The sequence below is a fragment of the Mesorhizobium sp. M2A.F.Ca.ET.046.03.2.1 genome (assembly GCF_003952425.1).
Lineage (GTDB): Bacteria > Pseudomonadota > Alphaproteobacteria > Rhizobiales > Rhizobiaceae > Mesorhizobium.
In genome coordinates this window covers 2,378,583-2,402,222 of the sequence record NZ_CP034449.1, presented here as the reverse complement: position 1 = coordinate 2,402,222, position 23,640 = coordinate 2,378,583, and the positions used below count along the sequence as shown (strand labels likewise).

At 64.8% G+C, this 23,640-nt stretch carries 22 protein-coding genes and 1 pseudogene; 6 read left to right on the top strand and 17 right to left on the bottom strand.

The window, feature by feature from the left end:
* The first annotated feature begins 12 nt into the window (after positions 1 to 12).
* Entirely contained in the window at positions 13 to 909 is an 897-nt protein-coding gene (gene galU / locus EJ072_RS11395) for a UTP--glucose-1-phosphate uridylyltransferase GalU (protein WP_126079787.1), read from the top strand.
* Positions 910 to 1,076: 167 nt separating this feature from the next.
* A complete protein-coding gene (locus EJ072_RS11390) occupies positions 1,077 to 3,458 on the top strand; it encodes a polysaccharide biosynthesis tyrosine autokinase (protein WP_126079786.1) in 2,382 nt (793 codons plus the stop codon).
* A 44-nt stretch (positions 3,459 to 3,502) separates the two neighbouring features.
* Here the strand turns inward: EJ072_RS11390 and EJ072_RS11385 are convergent, their stop codons facing one another.
* Positions 3,503 to 4,216: a metallophosphoesterase family protein gene (locus tag EJ072_RS11385; protein ID WP_245467282.1), complete on the bottom strand. Its 714-nt coding sequence runs from the start codon at positions 4,214 to 4,216 to the stop codon at positions 3,503 to 3,505.
* Positions 4,217 to 4,671: 455 nt separating this feature from the next.
* Complete coding sequence (locus EJ072_RS11380; RefSeq protein WP_126079784.1) at positions 4,672 to 6,579, bottom strand: propionyl-CoA synthetase; 1,908 nt, start codon at positions 6,577 to 6,579, stop codon at positions 4,672 to 4,674.
* A gap of 458 nt (positions 6,580 to 7,037) precedes the next feature.
* Here EJ072_RS11380 and EJ072_RS11375 point away from each other — a divergent pair, with 458 nt between their 5' ends.
* The 3 genes from EJ072_RS11375 to EJ072_RS11365 are packed head-to-tail and all read left to right on the top strand — an operon-like array spanning position 7,038 to position 8,745.
* Positions 7,038 to 7,325 (top strand): PqqD family protein, encoded by a 288-nt coding sequence (locus tag EJ072_RS11375; RefSeq protein WP_042645095.1) that lies wholly within the window; start codon positions 7,038 to 7,040, stop codon positions 7,323 to 7,325.
* Positions 7,325 to 7,756 carry a lasso peptide biosynthesis B2 protein gene (locus tag EJ072_RS11370; RefSeq protein ID WP_126079783.1) on the top strand — a complete coding sequence of 144 codons (432 nt, stop codon included), beginning with the start codon at positions 7,325 to 7,327 and terminating at the stop codon, positions 7,754 to 7,756. Before EJ072_RS11375 ends, EJ072_RS11370 begins: the two co-directional genes overlap by 1 nt.
* The gene (locus tag EJ072_RS11365; RefSeq protein ID WP_126079782.1) at positions 7,753 to 8,745 is read left to right on the top strand and encodes a serine kinase; all 993 of its coding nucleotides are present in this window, start codon (positions 7,753 to 7,755) and stop codon (positions 8,743 to 8,745) included. Before EJ072_RS11370 ends, EJ072_RS11365 begins: the two co-directional genes overlap by 4 nt.
* Here the strand turns inward: EJ072_RS11365 and EJ072_RS11360 are convergent.
* The 15 genes and pseudogenes from EJ072_RS11360 to EJ072_RS11290 form a co-directional block, all read right to left on the bottom strand.
* A complete protein-coding gene (locus EJ072_RS11360) occupies positions 8,733 to 9,758 on the bottom strand; it encodes a nucleotidyltransferase family protein (RefSeq protein ID WP_126079781.1) in 1,026 nt (341 codons plus the stop codon). The two genes, EJ072_RS11365 and EJ072_RS11360, sit on opposite strands and share 13 nt — an antisense overlap.
* A gap of 169 nt (positions 9,759 to 9,927) precedes the next feature.
* On the bottom strand, positions 9,928 to 10,914 hold the full coding sequence (dhaK, locus tag EJ072_RS11355) for a dihydroxyacetone kinase subunit DhaK (protein ID WP_126079780.1): 987 nt from the start codon (positions 10,912 to 10,914) through the stop codon (positions 9,928 to 9,930).
* Positions 10,915 to 10,945: 31 nt separating this feature from the next.
* Positions 10,946 to 11,377 carry a hypothetical protein gene (locus EJ072_RS11350; protein WP_189343294.1) on the bottom strand — a complete coding sequence of 144 codons (432 nt, stop codon included), beginning with the start codon at positions 11,375 to 11,377 and terminating at the stop codon, positions 10,946 to 10,948.
* A 4-nt stretch (positions 11,378 to 11,381) separates the two neighbouring features.
* Positions 11,382 to 12,956: a phosphoenolpyruvate--protein phosphotransferase gene (gene ptsP, locus EJ072_RS11345; protein ID WP_126079779.1), complete on the bottom strand. Its 1,575-nt coding sequence runs from the start codon at positions 12,954 to 12,956 to the stop codon at positions 11,382 to 11,384.
* 32 nt (positions 12,957 to 12,988) lie between these two features.
* Positions 12,989 to 13,291, bottom strand: coding sequence for an HPr family phosphocarrier protein (locus EJ072_RS11340; RefSeq protein ID WP_126079778.1), 303 nt, complete (start codon positions 13,289 to 13,291; stop codon positions 12,989 to 12,991).
* A gap of 19 nt (positions 13,292 to 13,310) precedes the next feature.
* Positions 13,311 to 13,700 carry a dihydroxyacetone kinase phosphoryl donor subunit DhaM gene (gene dhaM, locus EJ072_RS11335; RefSeq protein WP_042645089.1) on the bottom strand — a complete coding sequence of 130 codons (390 nt, stop codon included), beginning with the start codon at positions 13,698 to 13,700 and terminating at the stop codon, positions 13,311 to 13,313.
* Positions 13,700 to 14,299: a dihydroxyacetone kinase subunit DhaL gene (gene dhaL, locus EJ072_RS11330; protein ID WP_126079777.1), complete on the bottom strand. Its 600-nt coding sequence runs from the start codon at positions 14,297 to 14,299 to the stop codon at positions 13,700 to 13,702. Before dhaL ends, dhaM begins: the two co-directional genes overlap by 1 nt.
* A gap of 10 nt (positions 14,300 to 14,309) precedes the next feature.
* Positions 14,310 to 15,950 (bottom strand): dihydroxyacetone kinase subunit DhaK, encoded by a 1,641-nt coding sequence (locus tag EJ072_RS11325; protein WP_126079776.1) that lies wholly within the window; start codon positions 15,948 to 15,950, stop codon positions 14,310 to 14,312.
* A gap of 64 nt (positions 15,951 to 16,014) precedes the next feature.
* Positions 16,015 to 17,028, bottom strand: a complete 1,014-nt coding sequence (locus EJ072_RS11320) for an ABC transporter ATP-binding protein (RefSeq protein WP_126079775.1) — start codon at positions 17,026 to 17,028, stop codon at positions 16,015 to 16,017.
* Positions 17,021 to 18,126, bottom strand: a pseudogene (locus EJ072_RS11315) (ABC transporter ATP-binding protein). The gene EJ072_RS11320 and the pseudogene EJ072_RS11315 overlap by 8 nt, the downstream one beginning before the upstream one ends.
* A 2-nt stretch (positions 18,127 to 18,128) precedes the next feature.
* A complete protein-coding gene (locus EJ072_RS11310) occupies positions 18,129 to 18,335 on the bottom strand; it encodes a hypothetical protein (RefSeq protein ID WP_126079774.1) in 207 nt (68 codons plus the stop codon).
* On the bottom strand, positions 18,332 to 19,282 hold the full coding sequence (locus EJ072_RS11305) for a carbohydrate ABC transporter permease (protein ID WP_041001244.1): 951 nt from the start codon (positions 19,280 to 19,282) through the stop codon (positions 18,332 to 18,334). Before EJ072_RS11305 ends, EJ072_RS11310 begins: the two co-directional genes overlap by 4 nt.
* Positions 19,279 to 20,226 carry a sugar ABC transporter permease gene (locus EJ072_RS11300; RefSeq protein ID WP_126079773.1) on the bottom strand — a complete coding sequence of 316 codons (948 nt, stop codon included), beginning with the start codon at positions 20,224 to 20,226 and terminating at the stop codon, positions 19,279 to 19,281. The genes EJ072_RS11305 and EJ072_RS11300 overlap by 4 nt, the downstream gene beginning before the upstream one ends.
* 204 nt (positions 20,227 to 20,430) lie before the next feature.
* Positions 20,431 to 21,762: an ABC transporter substrate-binding protein gene (locus tag EJ072_RS11295; protein WP_126079772.1), complete on the bottom strand. Its 1,332-nt coding sequence runs from the start codon at positions 21,760 to 21,762 to the stop codon at positions 20,431 to 20,433.
* A 250-nt stretch (positions 21,763 to 22,012) separates the two neighbouring features.
* Positions 22,013 to 22,711 carry a PIG-L deacetylase family protein gene (locus EJ072_RS11290; RefSeq protein ID WP_126079771.1) on the bottom strand — a complete coding sequence of 233 codons (699 nt, stop codon included), beginning with the start codon at positions 22,709 to 22,711 and terminating at the stop codon, positions 22,013 to 22,015.
* A 21-nt stretch (positions 22,712 to 22,732) separates the two neighbouring features.
* On the opposite strand from EJ072_RS11290, the gene EJ072_RS11285 reads away from it, so the two are divergent.
* Positions 22,733 to 23,623: a DMT family transporter gene (locus EJ072_RS11285; protein ID WP_126079770.1), complete on the top strand. Its 891-nt coding sequence runs from the start codon at positions 22,733 to 22,735 to the stop codon at positions 23,621 to 23,623.
* The last annotated feature ends 17 nt before the right edge of the window (positions 23,624 to 23,640 follow it).

Sequence of the window (23,640 nt, the reverse complement as noted above, 5' to 3'; positions counted from 1 at the left end):
AAGGAAGACCAGATGCAGAAAGTCAGGAAGGCAGTCATCCCGGTGGCGGGGCTCGGAACGCGGTTCCTGCCGGCAACCAAGTCCATGCCGAAGGAAATGCTTCCCGTCGTCGACAAGCCCGTCGTGCAATATGCCGTCGACGAGGCGTTCGAGGCCGGCATCGAGCACATCGTCTTCGTCACCGGCCGCAACAAGGCGGTTATCGAGGACTATTTCGACCTGCATCCTGAACTGATCGGCACGCTGGAACAGACCGGCAAGAAGGCGCAGCTCGCATCGCTGGAGAGCCTGCTGCCGGTGGCCGGCGCCACCTCCTTCATCCGCCAGCAGTCGCCGCAGGGCCTCGGTCACGCCGTCTGGTGCGCTCGCGACGTGATCGGCAACGAGCCCTTCGCGCTGCTGCTTCCCGACATGGTGTCCTTCGGCGCGCGCGGCTGCCTCGCCGAGACCGTCGATCTCTATCAGCGGACCGGCGGCAACGTCATCGCCGTCGAGCGCTGCGATCCCGCCGAAACCAGCAAATACGGCATTGTCGGCCGCGGCGACGAGGTCGGCTCCGGCTTCCAGGTCACTGAGATGGTCGAAAAGCCCGCGCCCGCCAAGGCGCCGTCGAATTTCTACATCAATGGCCGCTACGTGCTGCAGCCGGAAATCTTCGCGCTGCTCGGCAATCAGCAGCGCGGCGCCGGCAACGAGATCCAGCTCACCGACGCCATGGTGCGCCTCGCCCAGAGCCAGCCCTTCTATGCGCAGCCTTTCGATGGCCGCATGTTCGACTGCGGCTCCAAGGAAGGCTTCATCGAAGCCACCATCGCCTTCGCCCTGGCTCGCGACGACATGAAAGGCCCTGTCTTCGAAATGCTGCAGCAATTCGTCCGGTCGCATGAGCGCCGGGAAGTAGCCGCATAATGCCCATCTTTCGGGTGCATATGCGGTTTCGCGATGGCGCGACAGCCACTCGGGCGCCCGGGCCTTCAGGCCCGGCGCATCCTGGCAGCAACGTTGCGCGGTCTTTTCTGGTCACGACGCGGATCTACCAAGGCCGATAGCGCCTGCAACCTGGAATTGGACCGAACATGAATTATGCCAACTTCCCTCTCGACAAGAGGACGCCCTTGCCCAGTGCCGATCAGGAAAAGGGTGAAGACTTCATCGATGTCGAGCGTCTGCTTGGCATGGCCGCCCGTCAGGCCAAGGTGGTGGCGATCTGCGCCGCCATCGGCCTGTTCCTGGGCGTGGTCTATCTGCAGACCACGCCCAAGCAGTATACGTCCGTGGCGAGCGTCCTGATCGACGAGGGCATGAACAAGGTCATGGACGACATCTCGGCCGCCAGCGCCACGCGGCAGACCGACGCGACGATCCTCAGCCAGATCGAGATCCTCAATTCGGCGCGGCTGGCGTCTGAGGTGGTCGACAAGTTGAAGCTCGACCAGAACCACGACTTCATGAGCCCGCCTCAATCGGCTCTGGCCAAGGGCATTGGGTTCCTGCGCGGCATCGTCGCCTATTTCCGCGGCAATGCCACCGATCAACTCCCTGGCATCCAGAATGTCGATGCCGCCACGCGCGAAGCCATGATCAAGACCGCGACTCACGACTACGCGGTTCTTATGCTGCAGACAGGATTATCGGCCGATCGCGTCAGCCGCTCCAATGTCATCAGCATCAGCTACCAGGCGACAAATCCTGCACTCGCCACGGCCATCACCAAGGCCTATGCGGACGCCTATCTCGCCGACCAGCTCAACGCCAGCTTCGACGCCACCGAGCGCGCGGCCGTGTGGCTGCAGGGCCGGCTGACCGAGTTGCGCGAAAGCTCGCAGGCCGCTTCGCTGGCGGTCGAGAAGTTCAGGGCCGAGCACGGCCTTTCCGCCAACAGCGACGGCCAGTTGCTGAGCGACAAGCAACTCGCCGACCTTAACGCCCAGCTCATCGTCGCGCAGGCCGATACGGCTCGCACCAGCGCCCGCTACCAGCAGTACAAGGCGATCGTCGACAGCGGCTCGGAAAGCGCCTTCAACGATTCGGCCGTAGCGGCTGACCAGCCGAGCAGCTCGGTCATCATCGGGCTCAAGACCCGCTATCTGGCCATTGCCAAGCGCCTGCAGGACGTTGAGACCAATTTCGGCAAGGATCACCCGCAGGCGGTCGCGCTGGCCAAGGAAAAGGCCGATGTCTCGGCGCAGATCTTCGGGCAGCTGAAGCAGATCACCGAAAGCTACCGCAACGACTTCGAAGTGGCGCAGGCGCGCGAGACCGCGCTTCGCGACAAGATTTCCACAGCCGCCGGCAAGAGCTCGATCGACAATCAGTCGCAGGTGAAGCTGAAGGAACTCGACCAGCAGGCGCAGGCGCTGACCACGCTCTACCAGACCTTCCTTAGCCGCTATGAGGAAGCTTCGCAGCAGCAGTCCTTCCCGGTCGGCAAGGTCCGCATCATTTCCGACGCGACGATGCCGCTGGCGGCCTCGGGCCCTCGCACCATGCGTGTGCTGGCGCTGTCTCTGGTGCTCGGCCTGATGCTCGGCGCCGGTTTCGGCGGCCTCAACGAGTTCAACGAGCGCTTCTTCAGGACGGGCGAGGATATTCGTGATCGCGCCGGCCTGAAATTCCTCGGCTATCTGCCGACGATCGGCGGCGGCAGGGCCAAGGATTCCAAGGCCGACGACCTGCCGGCCGACGGCAAGGTGGCCAGCCTCTCCTCGGCCGAGAGGCGCGCGCGCATGCGCGTCAGCATCGATGCTCCGGCTTCGATGTTCGCCGAGACGCTGCGCAACGCCAAGATCGCCTTCGACGTCGTGATGGAGGACCGCGGCAGCCGGGTCATCGGCGTCATTTCGGTGCTGCCGGGCGAGGGCAAATCGACGGTGGCCGCGAACCTCGCCGGCCTGCTTGCCGCAAATGGCGCCAAGACCTTGCTCGTCGACGGCGACCTGCGCAATCCTGGCTTGAGCCGCAGCCTTGGCATGGAGGCCGAGCAGGGCCTGATGGAGGCGGTGGTCAATGGCCAGACCTGGCAGTCGGTCGGCAAGGTCGACCGCCAGACCAAGCTTGCGATCATTCCAGCCGTGCTCCGTGGCCAGTTCTCGCACACCAGCGAGCTGCTGGGCTCCGCCGGTATGCGGCGCTTCATCGAGAACGCCAAGGAGACGTTCGAGTACATCATCGTCGACCTGCCGCCGCTCGGCCCCGTCGTCGACGCCAAGGCTTTCGCGCCGCTGGTCGACGGCTTCGTGCTGGTCACCGAATGGGGCCGCACGCCGCGCAACATGGTGCGCTCGATGCTGGAATCGGAGCCCTATATCGCCAACAAGGTGATTGGGGCGGTGCTCAACAAGGTCGATTTGAAGAAGCTGGCCAAATACGGCGCGCTCGGCGGCTCGGAAAGGTTCTTCGACCGCTACTCGAGCTACTATCTGGAGAAGTCGGAAGCGCGCGCCAAGCAGGCTGCCTGACGTGGAACAGGATCAGGGCGGTTCAGCCCGAAACGGCGAATTGCCTAATCCCGTGACGACAGCAGCCGGCCGTATTTGCCGACGATCCTGAGCGCGGTCAGCCGCCCGGTCTGGAAGGCGCCGGTGTCGATGTCGAGCCGGCGCCCGTCGAGCTTTGGGACGTCGACGATCGTGTGCCCGTGCACCACCCAGCGGTCGAGCCGGTGCGCCGCCTCGAAGAACTCCTCGCGGATGTTGAGGAGGTCGCCCTCGTCCTGTGCCTCCAGCGCGATGCCAGGCCGGATGCCGGCATGAACGAAGACGAATTGGTCGGAGCAGACCATCGCCGGCAGCGTGCGCAGGAAGTCGACATGGCTGGCGGGAATGGCCTCGCGTATGCGTGCGTCCGCCTGGGTGCTCGAACCGTAGAGGCTTATCAGCCGGTCGGGGTCGACGCCGTAGGAGAACAGGGTCTCGCGGCCGCCATAGCCGAGCCAGGTTTCACGCGAGAGATGTCCGTCCAGATAAAAGAGCAGCGCGACTTCATGGTTTCCCACGAGGCAGACGCGCTGAAAACCCCTCGGCGGCGGCGCCATCAGATGGTCGACCACGCGCCGCGAATGCGGCCCGCGATCGATATAGTCGCCCAGCATGATGATGATCTTGCGGCCGCGGAACTGCTGCGCGTCGAGCTCGATTTTCTGTTCCAGCGCGCGCAGTTCGTCATGACAGCCATGCACGTCGCCGATCGCATAGACGATCGTGTCGCGCATATCCATCACAAGGCGCTCGCGCGGCGCGGGTCGAGGGCGTTTCGATCGTTGGAACAGGCTCACGGATTGAGGCTCGGATACTTGCACTGATTTGCGCCTCGATATCATGCCGAATGCAAACAATTCCACACCGGCGGTCCAGGCAGCCAGACGAGCGGTTCCCCGCTCCCACGAAACGGTAGACCCCTCTCGGCGGACTTCAACAGATGACGGAACAGGGTGGGACCGAGCGGCGGCAGGATGCGCGGCTCGCCGCCGGCCGCTACCGGCCGGTTGACGGCGACGGTAGCAAGGCATCGCGGTATGTCGACGCCGCCGAATGTCGTCTCTTGTTGAGCCATGCCGTGCCTTCGGTATGGCCCCCAGGCAAACTTAAAGTCTGATGCTGCATCGCACAACAAGCGATTGCAGCGCGGGGGAAACTGGCTAATACATTATTAACGCGGCCGTCTGCCGGGCTGCTACAGTCCGATGCCGCGGCCCTTCAGCGCCGCCGCGATCTCGTCGAGGATCGCGGGGTCGTCGATGGTCGCCGGCATCGCCCATTCCTCCTTGTCGGCGATCTTCTGCATCGTGCCGCGCAGGATCTTGCCGGAACGGGTCTTGGGCAGCCGCTTAATCGTCACCACGGTCTTGAAGGCGGCAACCGGGCCGATCCGCTCGCGCACTAGGCTCACCACCTCGCTCTCGATCGCGCCGCTGTCGCGGGCCACGCCGGCATTGAGCACGACGAAGCCCAGCGGCACCTGACCCTTCATGGCATCGGCAATGCCGATGACGGCGCATTCGGCGACGTCGGGGTGGGCGGCCAGCACTTCTTCCATGGCGCCGGTCGAGAGACGGTGGCCGGCGACATTGATGATGTCGTCGGTGCGGGCCATCACGTAAAGATAGCCGTCCTCGTCCATCATGCCGGCATCGGCCGTCTTGTAGTAGCCGGGGAATTCTTCCAGGTAGGCCTGGCGGAAGCGGGCGTCGGCATTCCACAGCGTCGGCAGGCAGCCGGCGGGCAGCGGCAGCTTGACCACGACATTGCCGAGCGTGCCGCGCGGCACTTCGTGGCCGGCATCGTCAAGGATGCGGATGTCATAGCCCGGCATCGGCACGCCGGGCGATCCGTATTTCACCGGCAGCAGCCCGAGACCGGCCGGGTTGATCGTCATCGGCGAGCCGGTCTCGGTCTGCCACCAATGGTCGATCACCGGCCGATCGAGCTTCTGCTCGGCCCATTTGATCGTCTCGGGGTCGGCCCGCTCGCCGGCAAGGAACAGCGTGCGGAACTTCGACAAATCGTATTTCGGCACGAACTCGCCCTTGGGGTCCTGCCCCTTGATGGCGCGGAACGCGGTCGGCGCGGTGAACAGCGCCACGACGCCATGCTCGGAGATCACCCGCCAATAGGTGCCGGCGTCCGGCGTGCCGATCGGCTTGCCCTCGAACAGCACGCTGGTGCAGCCATGCAGAAGCGGTCCGTAGACCATGTACGAATGGCCGACCACCCAGCCGACGTCGGAAGCTGCCCAGAACACTTCGCCCGGCTTGACGCCGAACTCGTTGTCCATGGTCCATTTCAGCGCGACCATATGGCCGCCATTGTCGCGCACGATGCCCTTCGGCTGGCCGGTCGTGCCGGAGGTGTAGATGATGTAGAGCGGGTCGGTGGCCAGCACCGGCACGCAGTCGACATTGGCGCCGGCGGCGCGCTCGCGGGCGACCGCATCGGCATAGTCGATGTCGTAATTGTCCTTCATCTCGCAGCGCAGTTGCTCGCGCTGCAGGATGAGGCAGGCGTCGGGCTTGTGCTTCGACATCTCGATCGCCTTGTCGAGCAGCGGCTTGTAGGCGACGATGCGACCGGGCTCCAAGCCGCAGGAAGCGCTGACGATCAGCTTCGGCTTGGCGTCGTCGATACGGGTGGCGAGCTCATGCGAGGCGAAGCCTCCGAACACCACCGAATGCACTGCGCCTAGCCTCGCGCAGGCCAGCATCGCGATCGCCGCTTCCGCCACCATCGGCATGTAGATGATGACGCGGTCGCCCTTGCCGACGCCGCGATGCCGCATCACCGAGGCCAGCGCCACCACCTCGCGCTTCAGTTCGGCATAGGTGAATTTCCGGATCGTTCCGGTGATCGCGCTGTCATGGATCAGCGCCAGCTGGTCGGCGCGTCCGCCGGCGACATGGCGGTCGATGGCGTTGTAGCAGGTGTTGCAGGAAGCGCCGACGAACCAGCGGCCATAGACGCCTTGCGCCGGATCGAAGACCTTCTCGGCCGGCTTGTCCCAGTCGATCGCCTTCGCCGCTTCGGCCCAGAACCCTACGGGGTCGCGCTTCCAGCCCTCATAGACTTCGTGATAGCGTGAGGCCATCGACATTCCCTCCCAGGACATTTTTTTGCCGTCTGGGAATAGCCTAAGTCGCTTTCATAGGCCATGTCTTCCTGACTTTCGTCGATATCGCCAGTCAAGCTCACCTGTCCGGCGCCGCCATGGCGTCGCCGCTCTTGCTGTCCGTGATGTAAGCCGGCTTAGAGCGGCAGCGCCGCCAGCATCAGCCCGACGCCGCCGGCGATCAGGATCGCCGCCGCAAGCGCCTTCCGATGGCGTTCGAACGCCGTCGGAGCCCGTTCCCAGTTGTAACGCATACAGATCATTCCCCCAAAGCCCGGCGGACTCATAGCTTACGCTAGGGCAGGAAGGCAAGACCTCGCTAATATTCGCCCCACGGCGGGCCGCGCGGCACGGCCTGTCGTTCCCTCCGCCGTCCATGGCGATGGACAGCCTCGCGGTCCCGCGCTATTTGCTCCCGGGCGAAGGGGAGCGGGCGCATGGCCGAGATTGGTTCCAAAACGGTGCTTCGGATGGCCGACGATGCGTCGGTGCAGCATGTCGGCGATGGCGCCGTCGTGCTGTTGGCGCGCAGCGGTCAGCTCTACACCTGCAACGACACGACCGAGGCCTTTCTCGACAAGGTTGATGGCGCGCGCAGCCTCGACCAGATCATTGACCTGTTGTCGGACGAATTCGAGGTCGACAAGGCAACGCTCGACGAGGATATGGCCGAATTGGCCGCCGAGTTGGTGGCTGAAGGCATCCTCGCCGACCCGGGCGTGTGATGACCGACGGGCCGGTCCTGCGCGCCCTGTTCCGCGCCCATTTGTGGCTCAGCGCCAGGCTGCTGCCGGTGCTGGTCGGCCGGCGCGATTTTGAAAGCGTGTTGAAACTGGCGCCGCTGCGCTCGCCCGCGCCCTATCGTGACTTGCCCTGGACCTATATCGTCCAGCGCGTTAACCGAACGGTGCGGCGGCCCTGGTTCATGCGCGACCGCAGATGTCTTCGCGAGGGTCTGCTCGGCTTCCGTTTTCTGCGCATGGCCGGTCTCGACCCGGAGCTGCGTTTCGGCGTCGATGCCAAATCGATGCACGAGCCCCGCCTGTCGGCGCATTGCTGGGTCTGCCTCGACGGCAAGCCGGTGGTCAGCGACAGTCAGCCAGGCATGGTGGAAATCTACCGCCATCCGCCCAGCGTGAAGGCGTCCGCTGCTTGAGCGACCGGACAACGACTTTCTTCTACGATCTCAAAGGGCAGGTCATAAGCGTCACTGCCGCCCGCGCCGACCTCTGGCCGAGCTTCGACCTGATGCTCGGCGCGCTGCGTGTGAGCGAGGCTGCCCGGCCCGGCTTTCGTGTCGATATCATCGAAACGCTTGATCTGCAGGAAAACCCTGAAGGGAAATTGGCTTTCGATGGCGAAGTGCCCTTCGACGGCCATTGCCGGATGATCGACGCCGGAGACGTCTTCCACCTCGTCTTTCCAGGTCAGCAGACGCTGTCGATCCTCGACAAGGAAAGCTGCGCCGAAATCCGCGTCCATCCGGACAGCAAGATCAAATGGACGCTGCTGATGATGGTGCTGGATGCCGCGCTCGATGCCGGAGGGCAGCACATGCTGCACACGGCCGGCCTGACGCTGCCGGGCAGCGAAGCGCTTGTGCTGATCCATGCGCCGAGCGGCACCGGCAAGTCGACGACGTCGCTGGCGCTCGCCTCGCAGGGCTTCGGCCTCTGTTCCGACGACGTCATGATCCTCAGGGCGACACAGGACGGCGTCACGGCCTGGGGCATGCCGCGTAAAGTGAAGATCCATCGCAACACCGCGGCGATGCTGCCTTTCGTGTCGCCCTACCTTGGCGAGACATGGGATGCTGAGGGCGAGCAGGCCGTGTCGCTCGATCGCCTTGGCGAGATCATCCGTGTCGAGGATGTTCGCGCCAGGCCGGTCGCGGCTCTTCTTCATCTTGCCCGCTCGGCCGATGGCAAGACAAGGCTGGTGCCCATGGCCAGGACCGATGCCATGGTGGCTTTGGCCGCCGACAATGTGAGGACCGGCATGACCGGCCTTTTGCCGCTGCAGAAAAGGCGAATGGCGACGATCGCAATATTGGTCAAGACGGTGCCGACCTTCACGCTGGAAGTGGGCGCGAGGCCGGTCGAAGCGGCGCAGCTGATCCGCGCCGCTCTGGGTCAAGCCGGATAGGGCCGTGCCCGCGCCAGCCTCTGCACCCAGCGGAAAGCGTCGCGGCTGAGGCGCGAGCGCAGCTTTTCGCGCGAGTTGACGCGCAGCAGCATGTTGCCGGTGATCAGCCATTTCGCCAGCCTTATCGAGAGGTTCGGCTTGATGCGGTTCGCAAGCTCGATCGCGCGCGGCGCGCCGAACAGACGTCCGGTGACGTTGAGGACCGTCGCCAGCTCAAGCTCTATGCAGGTCATGCGGGCCGCCTCCAGCAGGCGCGCTTCATCTTCCGGCGATCTCAGCGCCCGCACGCCTTGCAGCACGTCGACACATAGCTGCAGCCGGTGGAATTTGTGGCCGCCGGCGGCATGGACGATGGCGATGGTCAGAAGCGCGGCGGGCGTATCGGTTTCGCCGCCGTCGATCGCCTGCAGCTCGGGGACGCCGAGCGACAGGCGCCGGCGCATGCCGGTGTCGTGCACCAGATTGCCGTGCAGCTCGATCAGCAGGCTGGAATTCTCTTTCTCCAGCCATTTGAATTCCTGCAGCTCGTGCGAGAGGGTCTCGCCGCTGCCGAGCTCAAAGCCGCATTCGGCGATCGTCCTGTTGGCTTCCTCGATGCCGGTCGGGTCGACGAGAATGTCGATATCGGTGAACGGCCGGTCGGCAAGTTGGCTATAGAGCCTGCGCGCGAATACCGGCCCCTTGACGATCCGGGCCGGAACGCCTTTCGCCGCCAGCGCCTTCATAATGCGATCGCCGTGATATTGCAGCAGCATCGACTGCCCGGTCGCCATCGTCATCTGGTCGCGCAACTCGGCAAGCTTTTGCCGCAGACCCGCGTCTTTCGGCAGATTGGCGTCGCCGCGTTCCCTGAACTTGCGCAGCACGATCGGCAGCACGCCGTGGAACTCCGCATTGGCGAGCAGCGCCAACAGGTCACCTGCGGAAACGTCCTTGCCCCAATCGGAGGGCGCCTCGGGGTCGGCAAGGTTGATCAGCAGTTTTTCCTGGGCAGGCGAAAGCTCGGGCAGCATCGTTGAGGCAACAGTGGCAAGGTTCCGCGCATGCTTGCCAGAAAAGTACCGGTGAAGCCAGAGACGCCTAGAGCGGTTCACCGTTTCAGGGAAACGCAGAACCGCTCTATCTCGTTGTTTTGGCGCAATTCCGGACGGAAAACCGCTTCACACTTTTCCTGGAATTGCGCTACATCCCCCAGCGCAGCGCCGCCGTGTGCACCGGAGCATCCCACAGCGCGGTCATGTCATCGTCGAGCATGGTCAGCGTGATCGAGCATCCTGCCATGTCGAGCGAGGTCACATACGAACCGACGAGCGAGCGGATCACCGTCACGCCCTGTTTCTCGAATATCCTGCGGGCGCTGTTGTACATCAGGTAGAGCTCCATCGACGGCGTGCCGCCGAAGCCGTTGACGAACAGCAGCGCCGGCCCTTTGGCGCGTTCACCCAAGTCGCCGGCAATCGCGGCGCAGACCTCCTCGGCGATGGCGTCGGCGCTCTTCAGCGCGTCGCGCCGCCGGCCGGGCTCGCCATGAATGCCGACGCCGAACTCCATCTCGCCGTCGTCGATCTCGAAGGTGGGCTTGCCGGCGGCGGGCACCGTACCGCTGGTCAACGCCACGCCCATCGAGCGCGTCGCGGCGTTGACGTGGTCGCCCAGCGCTTTGAGCGCGGGCAGCGCCATGCCTTGCTCGGCGGCGGCGCCGACGATCTTTTCCACCACCAGCGTGCCGGCGACACCGCGCCGTCCGGTCGTGTAGGACGAGTTCTCGACCGCGACGTCGTCATTGGTCACGACCTGCAGCACGCCGTCCGCCATCTCGGCCGCCATGTCGAAATTCATCACATCGCCTTCGTAATTCTTGACGATGAACAGGCAGCCGGCGCCGGTGTCGACGGCCTGCACGGCCGCGAGCATCTGATCCGGTGTCGGCGAGGTGAAGACCTGGCCGGGACAGGCGGCGTCGAGCATGCCGTGACCGACCAGCCCGCCATGCAGCGGCTCATGGCCCGAGCCGCCGCCCGAGATCAGCGCCACCTTGCCCGGCTTCAGCTTCTTGCGGCGGATGAATTTGTGGTCGTCGCCAAGCACGAGGATATCGGCGTGAGCCGCCGCGAAGCCATCGAGGCTTTCGGTCAGCACCGTCTCCACCGAGTTGATGAATTTCTTCATGGCGTCCTCCCAAACAGCCCGGCAACAAAGGTCAGCCGCTGCCCTTGCCGGCGATGCTGGTTATTTTCTGGATGAAGTCGTTGATCGCCCGGTCGAGCGCCGCGTTCTGCTTGTCATCGCCGAAATCCGGCACGATCAGCGAGACGTGGCGTGTCTTGCGCGGCCCGGACGCCGCGGGCGCCTTGCCGGGATGCGCCTGGTGATAGGCGGCCATGAACTGGTCGCGCTCGGCCTGGCTGAAATGGCAGACGGAAAAGATGGAAGGCAGATGCTTTGACGGGATCGGGATCGAATAGGCGGGGCTCGATATCTGCGTGACGAAGCTGCGGTGCTTGCCGAGCGCGTCGGCCAGTCGCTGGCGCATGCCGGACGGGCGCTGGTCGATGACCTGCGACAGGATCGTCTTGTAGGCGCGGATTGCCTCTTCCGAGCCTGCTTCCGGTATTCTTTCCATCCTGGCCATGCGCCTACACCGCAACGCCCGCGATGGCCGCCTTGGCCATCGCCAGTTGAGCAGGGGCGACCGAGAGGTCGCGCAAACCGGCCTCGAGCAGCGCCGGGATGGTTGCAGGGTCGCCACCGGCATCGCCGCAGAGGCTGACTGGAATTCCCTTCTCCAGTCCGAACGCGGCAACCGCCGCGATCAGCCGCAGCACCGCCGGGTGGCGAACGGAATTGAGATGCGCGACCGCCGCGTTGTCCCGCGCGGCCGCCATCACATATTGCGTCAGGTCGTTGGAGCCGATCGAGAAGAAGGCAATGTCGGCGAAATCCTCCGGCGCCAGCGCCACGGACGGCACCTCGACCATGATGCCGAGCGGCGGCAGCTTGTGCGCTACGCCCTGCGCGACAAGCGCGGCCTGTTCCTGCGCGAACAGCGCGGCAGCTTGGCTGTATTCGTCAGGCGTGGCGATCATCGGGAACATCACCCTCAGATTGCCGTGGATGGCGGCGCGCAGCAATGCCCGGATCTGCACGCGGAAGATATCGAGCCGCTTGAGTGACAGCCTGATGCCGCGCAGGCCGAGAAACGGATTGGTCTCCTCGACGGTGAAACCCGGCACCGGCTTGTCGCCACCGGCATCGACGGTGCGGATGGTCACCGGCTTGCCGCCGGCCCATTCCAGCACCTTGCGGTAGGCGTGGTATTGCGTCTCCTCGTCCGGCAGTGTCTTGCCGAACAGGAATTCCGTTCGCATCAGGCCGACGCCGTCGCAGGTCTCGATATCGATGCCTTCGACATCGGAAGGGTAGGCGACGTTGACCTGCACGCGCACCGCGGTGCCGGCTTTGGTCACCGCCGGCGCCGTCAGGAATGTCCGCGCCGCGCCCTGGCGGTCGGCGAAGGAGGAGGCCGATTGGCGGAAGGTTTCGACCTCGGCCGGCAATGGTGAGAAAATGATCGCGCCGTGTTCGGCATCGAGCAGCGCGTCGCCCGCGGGCGGTGCGGCCAAGGCGCCGAGACCGACGACCATTGGCACGCCGCGCGAGCGCGCCAGCATGGCGACATGGCTGGCCGTGCTGCCGCGCTTGAGCGCGATGCCGCCGCCTTTGCTCCAATCGGTTTCGAGGAAGCGCGTCGGCGCGATGTCCTCGCCATGGAGGATCGCGCCCGGAGGCGCCGCGGCCTCGCCATCCTCGCTCAGCGCCCGCAGGACCTGGTCGCGGATGTCGCCCAGATCGGCGGCGCGGGCGCGGAAATAATCCTGGTCCGACGCTTCATAGCCGGCGATCTCACGGTCGAGCGCCGCGCGCCAGGCGGCGTCCGCCGGCTGCCCGGAGCCGATCGCCGCCAAGGCCGGACCGCTCAAGGCATCGTCCTCCAGCATGGCGATGTGGAATTCGAGGATGCCGGCGGCCTCCCCATCGGCGGTTTCGGCCAGAACCGCCAGCCGGCCGACAGCCTTGCCGATTGCGCTCACCAGTGCGGCTTGTTCTTCCCCGGCGCTCGCCTTGGCCTTGTAGCTGACCGGAGGCTGGTCGAGATCGAACAGCGGACCTTCGGCATAACCGGGAGAGGCGGGGATACCCTCAATCCGCATGACCCGGTTTCCCACGGACATGCGGATCCGTTTCAAGCGGACCGGGCATGATCCGCGTCCTCGTCGAAGTCACGCTGCACCAGATCAACCAGCGCTTTCACCGCCTGGGTCGCGCCGTCGCCCTTGGCCCGGATATGCAGCATGGTCCCTTTCGGCGCCTTCGCCGCCATCACCTTGACGATGCTCTTGGCGTCGAACCAGGGGCCGTTGGCGGCCACCGCCACCTCCACCTCGGCCGCGAACGTCTTGGCGAGCTTCGTGAACTTCACCGAAGGGCGCGCATGCAGGCCCGCCGCGTGGGTGATCAGGACCGTTGCTTCGGCGGATGCGGACATTCAGTCAGTTCCTGTTCGTTCACGACGGCGACAATTCATGCGCCGTCGCCACCACTTCCTTGAGCGAGGCGCCGCCGGAGGATTCGGTCGCGGCCATCACCGCGCCTTCGACGATCGGCGCGTTGCAGACCACGATCTTATGCGAGCGCGGCTCGCCGATCATCTCGACCGCCATCTCCGAGTTGGTCTCGGCGCCGCCGAGATCCACCAGGATGGCGACGCCCGCTTCCGACCAGGCCTTGTCGATCGCGCCCATGATCGCCTCGACGCTGGTGCCGAGCCCGCCATGGCCGTTTCCGCCACACCATGCAAGCGGCACTTCGTCGCCCACCATCTGGCGCACCATGTCGGCCGTGCCCTCGGCGACGAGGGGCGAATGCGACACGATGACGATCCCGACATTGCTCATCAATTGCCCTCTATCGCTTCCGCGACCGCGCGCACCAGAAGCGCGGTCGAGCGCGCTCCGGCGTCCATATGCCCGATCGAGCGTTCACCCAGGAAGGAAGCGCGCCCGCGCAGGGCCTTCATCGGCACGGTGGCCTCCGCCGCCTTGTCGGCTGCGTCGGCGATCTCGCCGGCCGTCTTGCCCTGCGCCAGCGCCTCATACACCGGCTGCAGCACGTCGAGCATGGTTTTTTGTCCCGGCTGCGATTTGCCGCGCGCGGCCACCGCCTCGATCGCCCTGCCGAACGCAGCCGTCAGCCCGTCTCTATCCGGTGCCGCCGGCAGGTCCTTGCCGAGCGCCATGAACAACGTGCCAAACAGCGGCCCGGAGGCGCCGCCCACCGTCATCACCAGCTTGGTGCCCACCGCTTTCAGCGCTTCGGGCAGCGGCTTCGCTGAAAAGACGTCCGCCTCCGCGCGCACCGCCTCGAAGCCGCGCTTCATGTTCAGCCCGTGGTCGCCGTCGCCGATCGCCTGGTCGAGCGCGGTCAATTCATCGGCATGCGCCGCGATCGTATCGGCCGCCGCCGCGATCAGTCTGGAGAACTCGACTGCGGCCATTGTCCGTCCTTCATGCCGGGGCGAACAGCGCCGCCACGGCTGCGAAAACCTCGGCAACCGCGAAGGCGCCCGGATCCGCTGTGTCGAGTTGCCTGCCGATGTAGGCGGAGCGGCCCGCTTTTGCCTTCTGCATCGTGGCGGTCGCCTCGGCGCCCTGCCGGGCCGCCTTGGCGGCCGCTTCCAGCCCGCTCGCGTCAAGGGCTTTCAGCGCCGGCTCGAGCGCGTCGACCATGGTCCGGTCGCCGACCTTGGCGCCGCCATAGAAGGTCATCCGGTCGAGCCCGGCGAGCAAGGCCTTGGTGAGCGGGGCGCCGGCGCCGAGCGATTGCGAGGCCGCGGTGAGGAAGATCGACAACAGCACGCCGCTGGAACCGCCCATCGAGGTGCCGAGCGTATCGCCGATCGCGGCAGCGGTTGCGGCCCTGTCGGCAAGCGGCAGCGCATCGATGCGCTCGAGAATGCTGCGAGCCCCGGTCGCAACGGTCGAGCCGGTGTCGCCGTCGCCAGCCTTGGCGTCGAGCGCGTTGAGCGGCTCTTCGAGCGCGATCAGCCTCTGGCAGACGGCTCTGATCAGCCGCTCGGCGGCCGCATCGCGGCTGGCGGGCTTTGTGGCTGTGCCGCTGGCAGGCTTGGCCATCGCCACGGCGACCGGTGCGCGAACCGGCTTTGCCGGCAGCCAGGCATGCGGGCCGACGGGCGCCAGCAGCGCTTTCTCGCGTTCCGCATCCAGATTGATCAGCGACAGCGAGAAGCCGTTCATGTTGAGCGCCGTCATCAGGTGCCCCGGCCCGATCGTCAGCGCCACCGCCTTTGCCAGCGATGAAGACAGCACGGCATTCGCGATCAGCGCCATTTCGAGCGGCGGCACCGAGCCGAGATTGTTGATCAACAGGGCGTAGCGGCTGTGCGGATCGAGCCGCGCCGCGAGGCGCTCCGCCATGATGGCGACCAGCTTGCTGGCGGCCTCCAGGGCGATACGCTCGACGCCGGGTTCGCCATGGATGCCGAGTCCGAGCTCGCCATCGTCAGCGCCGAAACGCTCCTCATGCGCCTGCCCGGGGATCGAGCAGGAGGAAAGCGAGATGCCGAGCGAAACGATGTCCTTGGCCGCCGCACGCGCCGCCGCGGCAACCGATGCCAAGTCATGGCCGGATTCCGACAGGTGCCCGGCGATCTTGTGCACGAACAGCGTGCCGGCAACGCCGCGCGGCTGCGCGATGTCGGGAAGGGCGATATCGTCGGCGACGATCACCATCTCGACCGCGAGACCTTCGGCACGCGCCTTCTCCGCCGCCAGTCCGAAATTCAGCCGGTCGCCGGTGTAGTTCTTCACGATCAGCAGGCAGCCAGCGGGCCCGGTCGTGGCGCGGATCGCCGCCAGCACCGCCTCGACGCTCGGCGAGGCGAAGATCTCGCCGGAGACGGCCGCCGTCAGCATGCCGGCGCCGACGAAGCCCGCATGCGAAGGTTCATGCCCGGCGCCGCCGCCCGAAACCACGGCCACTTTCGTCTTGTCCCAGTCGGCGCGCAGCACGACCTTGATCTCGGGATAGCCGTCGAGGCGGGCCAGCGCGCCCGATCCCGCCGTGGCGAGGAAGCCGTCGAGCGCCTCGGTGACGATCGTGTCCTTGCGGTTGAAAAAGTGCTTCATTGATTTCGTCCAGTCCGTATCTGCGGCCGTCAATCGGTATGCCAATATATCTGGGATGTCTCGGCTACATCAGTCTTTGCCCGTCCGAGCCGAAATAGAGCGGCGCGATGTAGCGGATCGTCACCTTGTCCCCCTTGGCTAAAGACGTGTCTGGATCGGTCAGCGTCACCAGCTTCTTCGCCCCCACCGTCACATGCAGGTGATTCTGGTCGCCGAGATGCTCGACCCAGTCGACGACGCCGTCGGCATGGCCGTTCGTTGCCTTCTCGATCGCGAGATGCTCGGTGCGGGCGCCGATCGTTTTCGTTCCGGTCGGCGCGCCCCCGTCGGGCAGGAGCCCGGCCGGCAGGAGGTTGATCGCCGGCTGGCCGAGGCGGGCCGCGACATGCAGGTTTGCAGGCTCCGAATAGATCGCGCGCGGCGTACCAATCTGCACCAGCACGCCATCGGCGAGGATGCCGATGCGGTCGGCCATTGTCATCGCCTCGATCTGGTCATGCGTGACATAGAGCATGGTGGCGCCGAGCTCGGACTGGATGCGCTTCAGCTCGAGCCTGAGATCGGCGCGCAGCTTGGCGTCGAGCGAGGACAGCGGCTCGTCCATCAGGTAGATCGCCGGCTTGCGCACCAGCGCGCGGCCGATGGCGACGCGCTGCATCTCGCCGCCCGACAGCTTCGTCGAGCGGTTGTCGAGCTTGTGGTCGATGCGCACCATGCGCGCCACCTCTTCGACGCGGCGGCGCACCGCCTCCTCCGGAAAGCGCCGCGCCGGCGAGCGCAGCGGGAAGGCGAGATTGTCGAACACCGACAGATGCGGATAGAGCGAATATTGCTGGAAGACGAAAGCGGTGTCGCGTTCGGCCGGCGACAGGGTCGTGGCGTCATGGCCGCCGATATGGATCGTGCCGCTATCCGGCCGCTCCAGGCCGGCAATCAGCCTCAGCGTCGTCGTCTTGCCGGCGCCGGTCGGCCCAAGCAGCACGACGAACTCGCCGTCCTTGATCGTAAGGTCGAGATCGTCGATCGCGACGGTGTCGCCAAAACTCTTGGTCACGCCCTGGATACGGACATCAGCCATGGCGCGCCTCCGCTGCCTGATCATGCATGGCGGTCCTGACCGCGCGTCCGGAACCCTTCTCGAACAGCGACAGCCGCGCGCTGCTCAGCGTCAGCCCGACTTGCTCGCCGGGGCTGAGATGGATGCCGGCCGGCACCCGCGCCTTGATGATGCCGTCGGCCGTCTCTACCGCGACGATCTGCGTGGTGCCGAGATATTCGGTGCCATAGATCGCGCCGCGCAGCTTCGAGCCGTCGTCGAAGCGGATGTGCTCGGGCCGGATGCCGAGCGCCATGTCGGCGGGCGCGATGTCCTCGCGCACTTCCGGCACCGCCACCTTGGCGCCCTGAACGACGATCTCCTTCGCGCCCTTGGCGAGCCCACCGCCGAATTTCAGGAAATTCATCGGCGGCGAGCCGATGAAATCGGCGACGAACATGGTCGCCGGCCGGTCGTAGATCTCGCGCGGCGTGCCGAACTGCTCGATGACGCCGTGGTTCATCACCGCTATCTTGTCGGCCATCGACATCGCTTCCATCTGATCGTGCGTGACATAGACGGTCGTGGCGTGGATGCGGTTATGCAGCTCGCGCAGCTCATGCACCATCAGATCGCGGAACTCGGTGTCGAGGGTCCCCAGCGGCTCGTCCATGAGAAAACATTTCGGCCGCCGCACGATGGCGCGGCCGAGCGCGACGCGCTGGCGGTCGCCGCCGGCAAGGCCGGAGACGGATTTGTCGAGCAGGTGATCGATGCGCAGCAGCTTCGCGGTTTCCTCGACGCGGCTGCGGATCTCGGCTGCCGGCATGCCCTGCGCCAGCAGTGGAAAGCCGATATTCTTGCGCACGTTCATATGCGGTAGAGCGCGAAGAGCTGGAAGACGAAGGCAATGTCGCGCTCGCGCGCCCGTCGCATGGTCACGTCCTCTCCGCCAAGCAGGATCCTGCCGCCGGTCGGCAATTCGAGACCGGCGATCATGCGCAGCGTCGTCGTCTTGCCGCAGCCGGACGGTCCGAGCATGACGAAGAATTCGCCGTCCTCGACGACGAAATTGGAATCCTGCACAGCGACGAAGGCGCCGAAGGCTTTCCTCAAGTTCTGAACACGGATCTCGGCCATCTCTATTCCGGGAATTTCGAGACGATGATGAACATCACCGTGCCGGCGAGCATGGTGATGAAGGAATAGGTGTAGAGCGACAGCGCGAAGGACTGGAACAGCATCAGGAAGCCGATCGCGATGATCGCCGTGGCGATGTTCTCCATCAGCCCGCGCCTTGCCCAGACGGGCCAGCGCGATTTGCGTTTTGCAGTCTGGATCGTGCTCATTTGCGCACCGCGCCGAAGGTGATGCCGCGCAAGAGTTGCTTGCGGAGCAGGATGGTGAAGACGAGGATCGGCACCAGGAAGATGGTTGTGCCGGCCGCCACCGCCGGCCAGTCCTGGCCGCCCTCGCCGATGATGGTCGGGATGAAGGGCGGCGCGGTCTGCGCCGTGCCGGAGGTCAGCAGAGCGGCGAACGCGTATTCGTTCCAGGCAAAGATCAGGCAGAAGATCGCGGTCGCGGCGATGCCGGTCGTGGCCTGCGGCAGCACGGTGCGCCAGAACGCCTGCAGCCGCGTATAGCCGTCGATCATCGCCGCCTCTTCATATTCGCGCGGGATCTCGTCGATGAAGCCTTTGAGCAGCCAGACTGCCAGCGAGACGTTGACCGCCGTGTAGAGCAGGATCATGCCGAGCGCGGTGTCGGAGAGGCCGAGCTCGCGATACATCAGGTAGATCGGGATCGCCACCGCGATCGGCGGCATGAAGCGCGTCGACAGGATGAAGAACAGGAGGTCGTCGGCCAGCGGCACCTTGAAGCGTGAGAAGCCATAGGCCGAGAGTGTGCCCAAAAACACCGCGCAGAAGGTCGAGCCGAAGGCGATGATCAGCGAGTTGACGAAGCGCGGCAGGAAGTTCGACGGCCCGGCGATCACCATGTTGCGCTTGCGCACGGTCTCGTCGCAGAAACCGGTCGCCGGTCCGAGCGAGTTGATGTATTCCGGCGTCTGCCGTGTGCGCGTGGTGAACAGGTTGCAATAGCCCTCGATGCTCGGCTGGAAGACGATCTTGGGCGGGTAGGCGATCGAATCCGGCGGCGTCTTGAAGCTGGTGGCGAAGATCCACAACAGCGGCACGATCGAGATCAGCGCATAGGCTATGATGATCGTGCCGGCGATCAGCTTCGCGTTCGACGAGGGTGCTACGACGGAATGGGCGGTGGTCAGGCTCATCTCTGCTTCACCTTGTTGAGCGCCTTGACGTAGATGTTGGCCAGCCCGAACACCGCGACGAACAGGATGATGGCGAAGGCCGAGGAATAGCCGGTGCGCCAGCTTTCGAAGGCCTGCCGCTTCAGCGTGATCGAGGCGACCTCGGTGGTCGAGCCGGGTCCGCCGCCGGTCAAGAGGTTGACCATGTCGAACATCTTGAAGTTCTCGATGCCGCGGAACAGCACCGCCAGCATGATGAAGGGCAGCGCCATCGGCAGCGTGATCGACCAGAACTGCCGCCAGTTGGAGGCGCGGTCGACCTCGGCCGCCTCATAGATGTATTCGGGGATGGAGCGCAGGCCGGCGAGGCAGATCAGCATCACGTAAGGCGTCCACATCCAGGTGTCGACGATGATGATCGCCCACGGCGCCAGCTCGACATTGGACAGCATCTGCACATTCGTCGGCGGAATGCCGGTGACGAAGGAGATGACATAGGAGAAGAGCCCGATCTGCGGCTCGTAGAGGAAACGCCAGAAATTTCCGACCACCGCCGGCGACAGCATCATCGGCACCAGTATGATTGTGGTCCAGAAGGCATGGCCGCGGAACTTGCGGTCGATCAGCCAGGCGAGCGTGAAGCCGATCACCGTCTGCAGCAGGATCGTCCAGAACACGAAATGCGCCGTCGTCTGCATGGCGATCCAGATGTCGTGGTCGCCGAGGATGCGCTGGTAATTGGCGAGCCCGAGGTTCTTCACCACTTCGTTGGGGCGGTTGGCGCGGTAGTTGGTGAACGACAGATAGATCGCCCAGAACAGCGGGAAGATGTTGATGGCAAGCAACAGAAGGATCGTCGGCGAGATGAACAGCCAGGCGAGGCCCTTGTCGCTGATGCCCCGGATCCTCTTGGCCAACGGCTCCGGGGTCGCCCGGGCAACGTTGTCCGCAGTCCGATTGAGCATGGTAAGTCCTGCTTCGGTCACGGGTCAGTCTCGGCTATGGAATTTATCTGAACTGCGTCCCGTGCCAAGGGCGGCACGGGACCAGAGCATGATGCCGAAAAGTGGTTCGCGGTTTTCGGACGACATCATGCTCTACTCTGATTTTTAGAGCCGGAGATTTCAGGTAGATTAGACCTGAAATCTCCGGCGGGCTCGGGAGGAGCCTTACATCTTGCCGTCGTCCTGGAAGACCTGCGTCCAGTCCTTGACCAGGCCGTCGAGTGCGTCCTTGGCCGAGCCCTGGCCGGCCACGACATAGTCATGGAAGCGCTTCTGCGAGGCCTGCAGCAGCGGCGCGTAGCTCGGTTCGGCCCAGAAGTCCTTCACGATGGCCATCGAGTCGAGGAAGGCCTGCGCATAGGGCTGGCTGGAGGGGAACTTCGGGTCCTTCACCACGGAGTTCAGGCAGGAATAGCCGCCGAGTGACCACCACTTGGCCTGCACGTCCTTGTTGGCGAACCACTTGATGTATTTCAGCGCCGATTCCTGCTTGTCGGAATAGGACACCACCGAGATGCCCTGGCCGCCGAGCTGCGCGAACTGATCGCCGTCGGGTCCCTTCGGATTGACGAAATAGCCGATCTTGTCGCCGCCGACATTCTCGTCCTTCTGCAGGCCGGGCCAGGTGAAGGCGAAGTTCATATGCATCGCCACCTGTCCGGATTTGAAGGCGTCGACGCCTTCGCCCATGTAGCTGTTGGAGGCGCCGGGCGGCGTGCAGCAGTCATAGAGCGCCTTGTAGAACTCCAGCCCCTTCACCGATTTGTCGGAGTTGACGAAGCCTTCCATCTCATAGGGCTTCTTCGGGTTTTCATACTGGAAGCCGTAGCTGTAGAGCACATCCATGGCGCCCATGGTGATGCCTTCCGAGCCGCGCTCGGTGTAGATCGAGGCGCCATAGACGGTCTTGCCGTCGATTTGCCGTTTCTGGAAGAATTCGGCGATCTGCTTCAGCTGGTCGAAGGTGGTCGGCGCGGCCAGGTCCCAGCCATACTTCTCCTTGAATTCCTTCTGCAGCTCGGGCTTGGAGAACCAGTCCTTGCGATAGGTCCAGCCGACGACGTCGCCCATCGCCGGCAGCGCCCAGTAGTTCGGCGTGTTCTTCGGCCATTCGGAATAGCCGACAACGGTTGCCGGCACGAAGTCGTCCATGCTGATCTTCTCCTTGTCGAAGAAGTCGTTCAGCTTGACGTAGTGGCCGTTCTCCGCGGCGCCGCCGATCCACTGGCTGTCGCCGATGATCAGGTCGCAGAGCTTGCCGTGCGAGTTGAGCTCGTTCAGGAAGCGGTCGGCGTAGTTCGTCCACGGCACGAACTCGAACTTCATGCCGATGCCGGTTTCCTTGGTGAAGTCCTTGGACAGTTCCACGAGCGCGTTGGCCGGATCCCAGGCCGCCCAGCACAGCGTCAGGTCTTCCGCATGCGCGACGTTCGAGACGGCTGTCGACGCAAACATCGCCGAGGCCAGACCCAACGCCAGTTTCAAGGTCGATTTCATGCCTTACCTCCCATTTGCGAAACGCGTCCGGATGACGGTTTCAAGAGCCCCTCAACCCTCGCTCCTCCGAGGGCCTAAACAGACGCGCTAGCGTCGCCACGAAGCGCGATGCGCTGCCGATGTTTAGTAATTTGTTTAGTGATGCTCTTTTTACTAAACAACGCAAGCGAATTCGTTGCTGCGGCGCAGCATGCCAAAGCGCGTCATTGAAATCGTTGGGAAATGATCACTAGACCCGTTTCGGCCGCGGTCAGCTGGCCCCGGTGGCAGGGCTGGGGCTTGCCATCACTGGCCGGATCGCCGGCGCCGGCGGCAACAGCGCGCGTATGTCGGCGAAGGGGAAAATAGGCTCGAAGCGGAAAGCCTCGGCCAGCGCGCCAGAGGCGCCGTTGCACTGGCCGGCGCGAAACTCGTTCTGCAGGCGCGCCCGGTGCACATAGTGCTCGGGGCCTTGCGACTGGTGCGCCCGGATCGCTTCAGCCTTGATCTCCCAATGCTGCGAGATCTCGACATAATGCGTCGGTGAAAAACCGGTGCCGCCGAGCGTGTCGGCATGCAGCACCGGCACCGTGAAGGACGCCGCGATGCGCACGCCGTCGGACAGCGCGCGGTGGTCACCGTGATAATCATAGGGCGCATGGGTGATCGCGAGGTCGGGCTTCACCTCGCCGATCAGCGCCTTCAGCGCCGCAATGAACGCGGCATCGGCGACGAGTTCGCCGTCGGGAAAGTCGAGGAAGCGCGGCTCGACGCCGAGCAGCCCTGCCGCCTTGGCCGCTTCCTTGCGCCGCAAGCGGGCGAGCGCCGCCGGGTCGCCCGTACCGCCCCTGGCACCATCAGTGGCTATCGCAAAATTGAGCTCTGCGCCTTGCGCGGCATAGGCGGCCAGCGTACCGAACATGAATATCTCGATGTCGTCGGGATGGGCGCCCAGCGCCAGTATCTTCACGTCTTCTCTCCCGGAAATGACATGCCGAACGGAATTCTGCTCGCCCTGATCGCCTATGCAAGCTATTCGTTCAGCGACGCCGTCATCAAGAGCCTGGGCGGGCAGTTCACCGTCTTCGAGATCGGCTTCTTCTCGACCCTGTTTGCCGGCTGCTTCCTGTCCTTCACCAAGCCCGGGGACGAGCGCTGGCGCGATTTCTGTCGCACCAAAAGGCCATGGGCGGTGCAGGCGCGCGCTCTGGCCGGCATCGCCTCGGGCGTGCTCAGCGTCTTTGCCTTCACCACCATTCCGCTGGCGGAAGTCTACGCGCTGATCTTCCTGGCGCCATTGCTGGTCACCATCCTGTCGACGGTCATCCTGAAGGAGAAGGTCGGCCCCTGGCGGTGGCTGGCCGTCGTCGCCGGCTTTGTCGGCGTCATGCTGGTGGTGCGGCCGGGCTTTCGCGAATTGCATCTCGGCCATCTCGCCGCCTTCGCCAACGCCTTCCTCGCCGCCATCAGCGTCATCCTGATGCGCTCGCTAGCCCAGCAGGAAAAGCGCACGACGATCCTCGGCGCGCTGGTTGGCTATGGCCTTGTCTTCAACGGCGTCGGCGCGGCCGCCACGTCGTTCGCGCTCCCCAATCTCGGGCAACTGGTCTGGCTGATGATGGCGGGCCTCTTCACCGCCGGCGGGCAGCTGCTGCAATTGCTTGCGGTCAAATACGCGCCGGCAAACCGCATCGCGCCGACGCATTATTCGCAGATCGTCTGGGCGGTCATCCTCGGCGCGCTGTTCTTCCAGGAATATCCCGACTGGCTGTCGCTGGTCGGCCTGGCGGTGGTCGGCGCCTCCGGCCTGCTGACCATGGTGCGCGAGGAGGTCAGGCTCGGCACCGTGCGCTGGAACCCGTTTTCGCGCACCAGGCTCTGAGCGCACACGTTGCACGG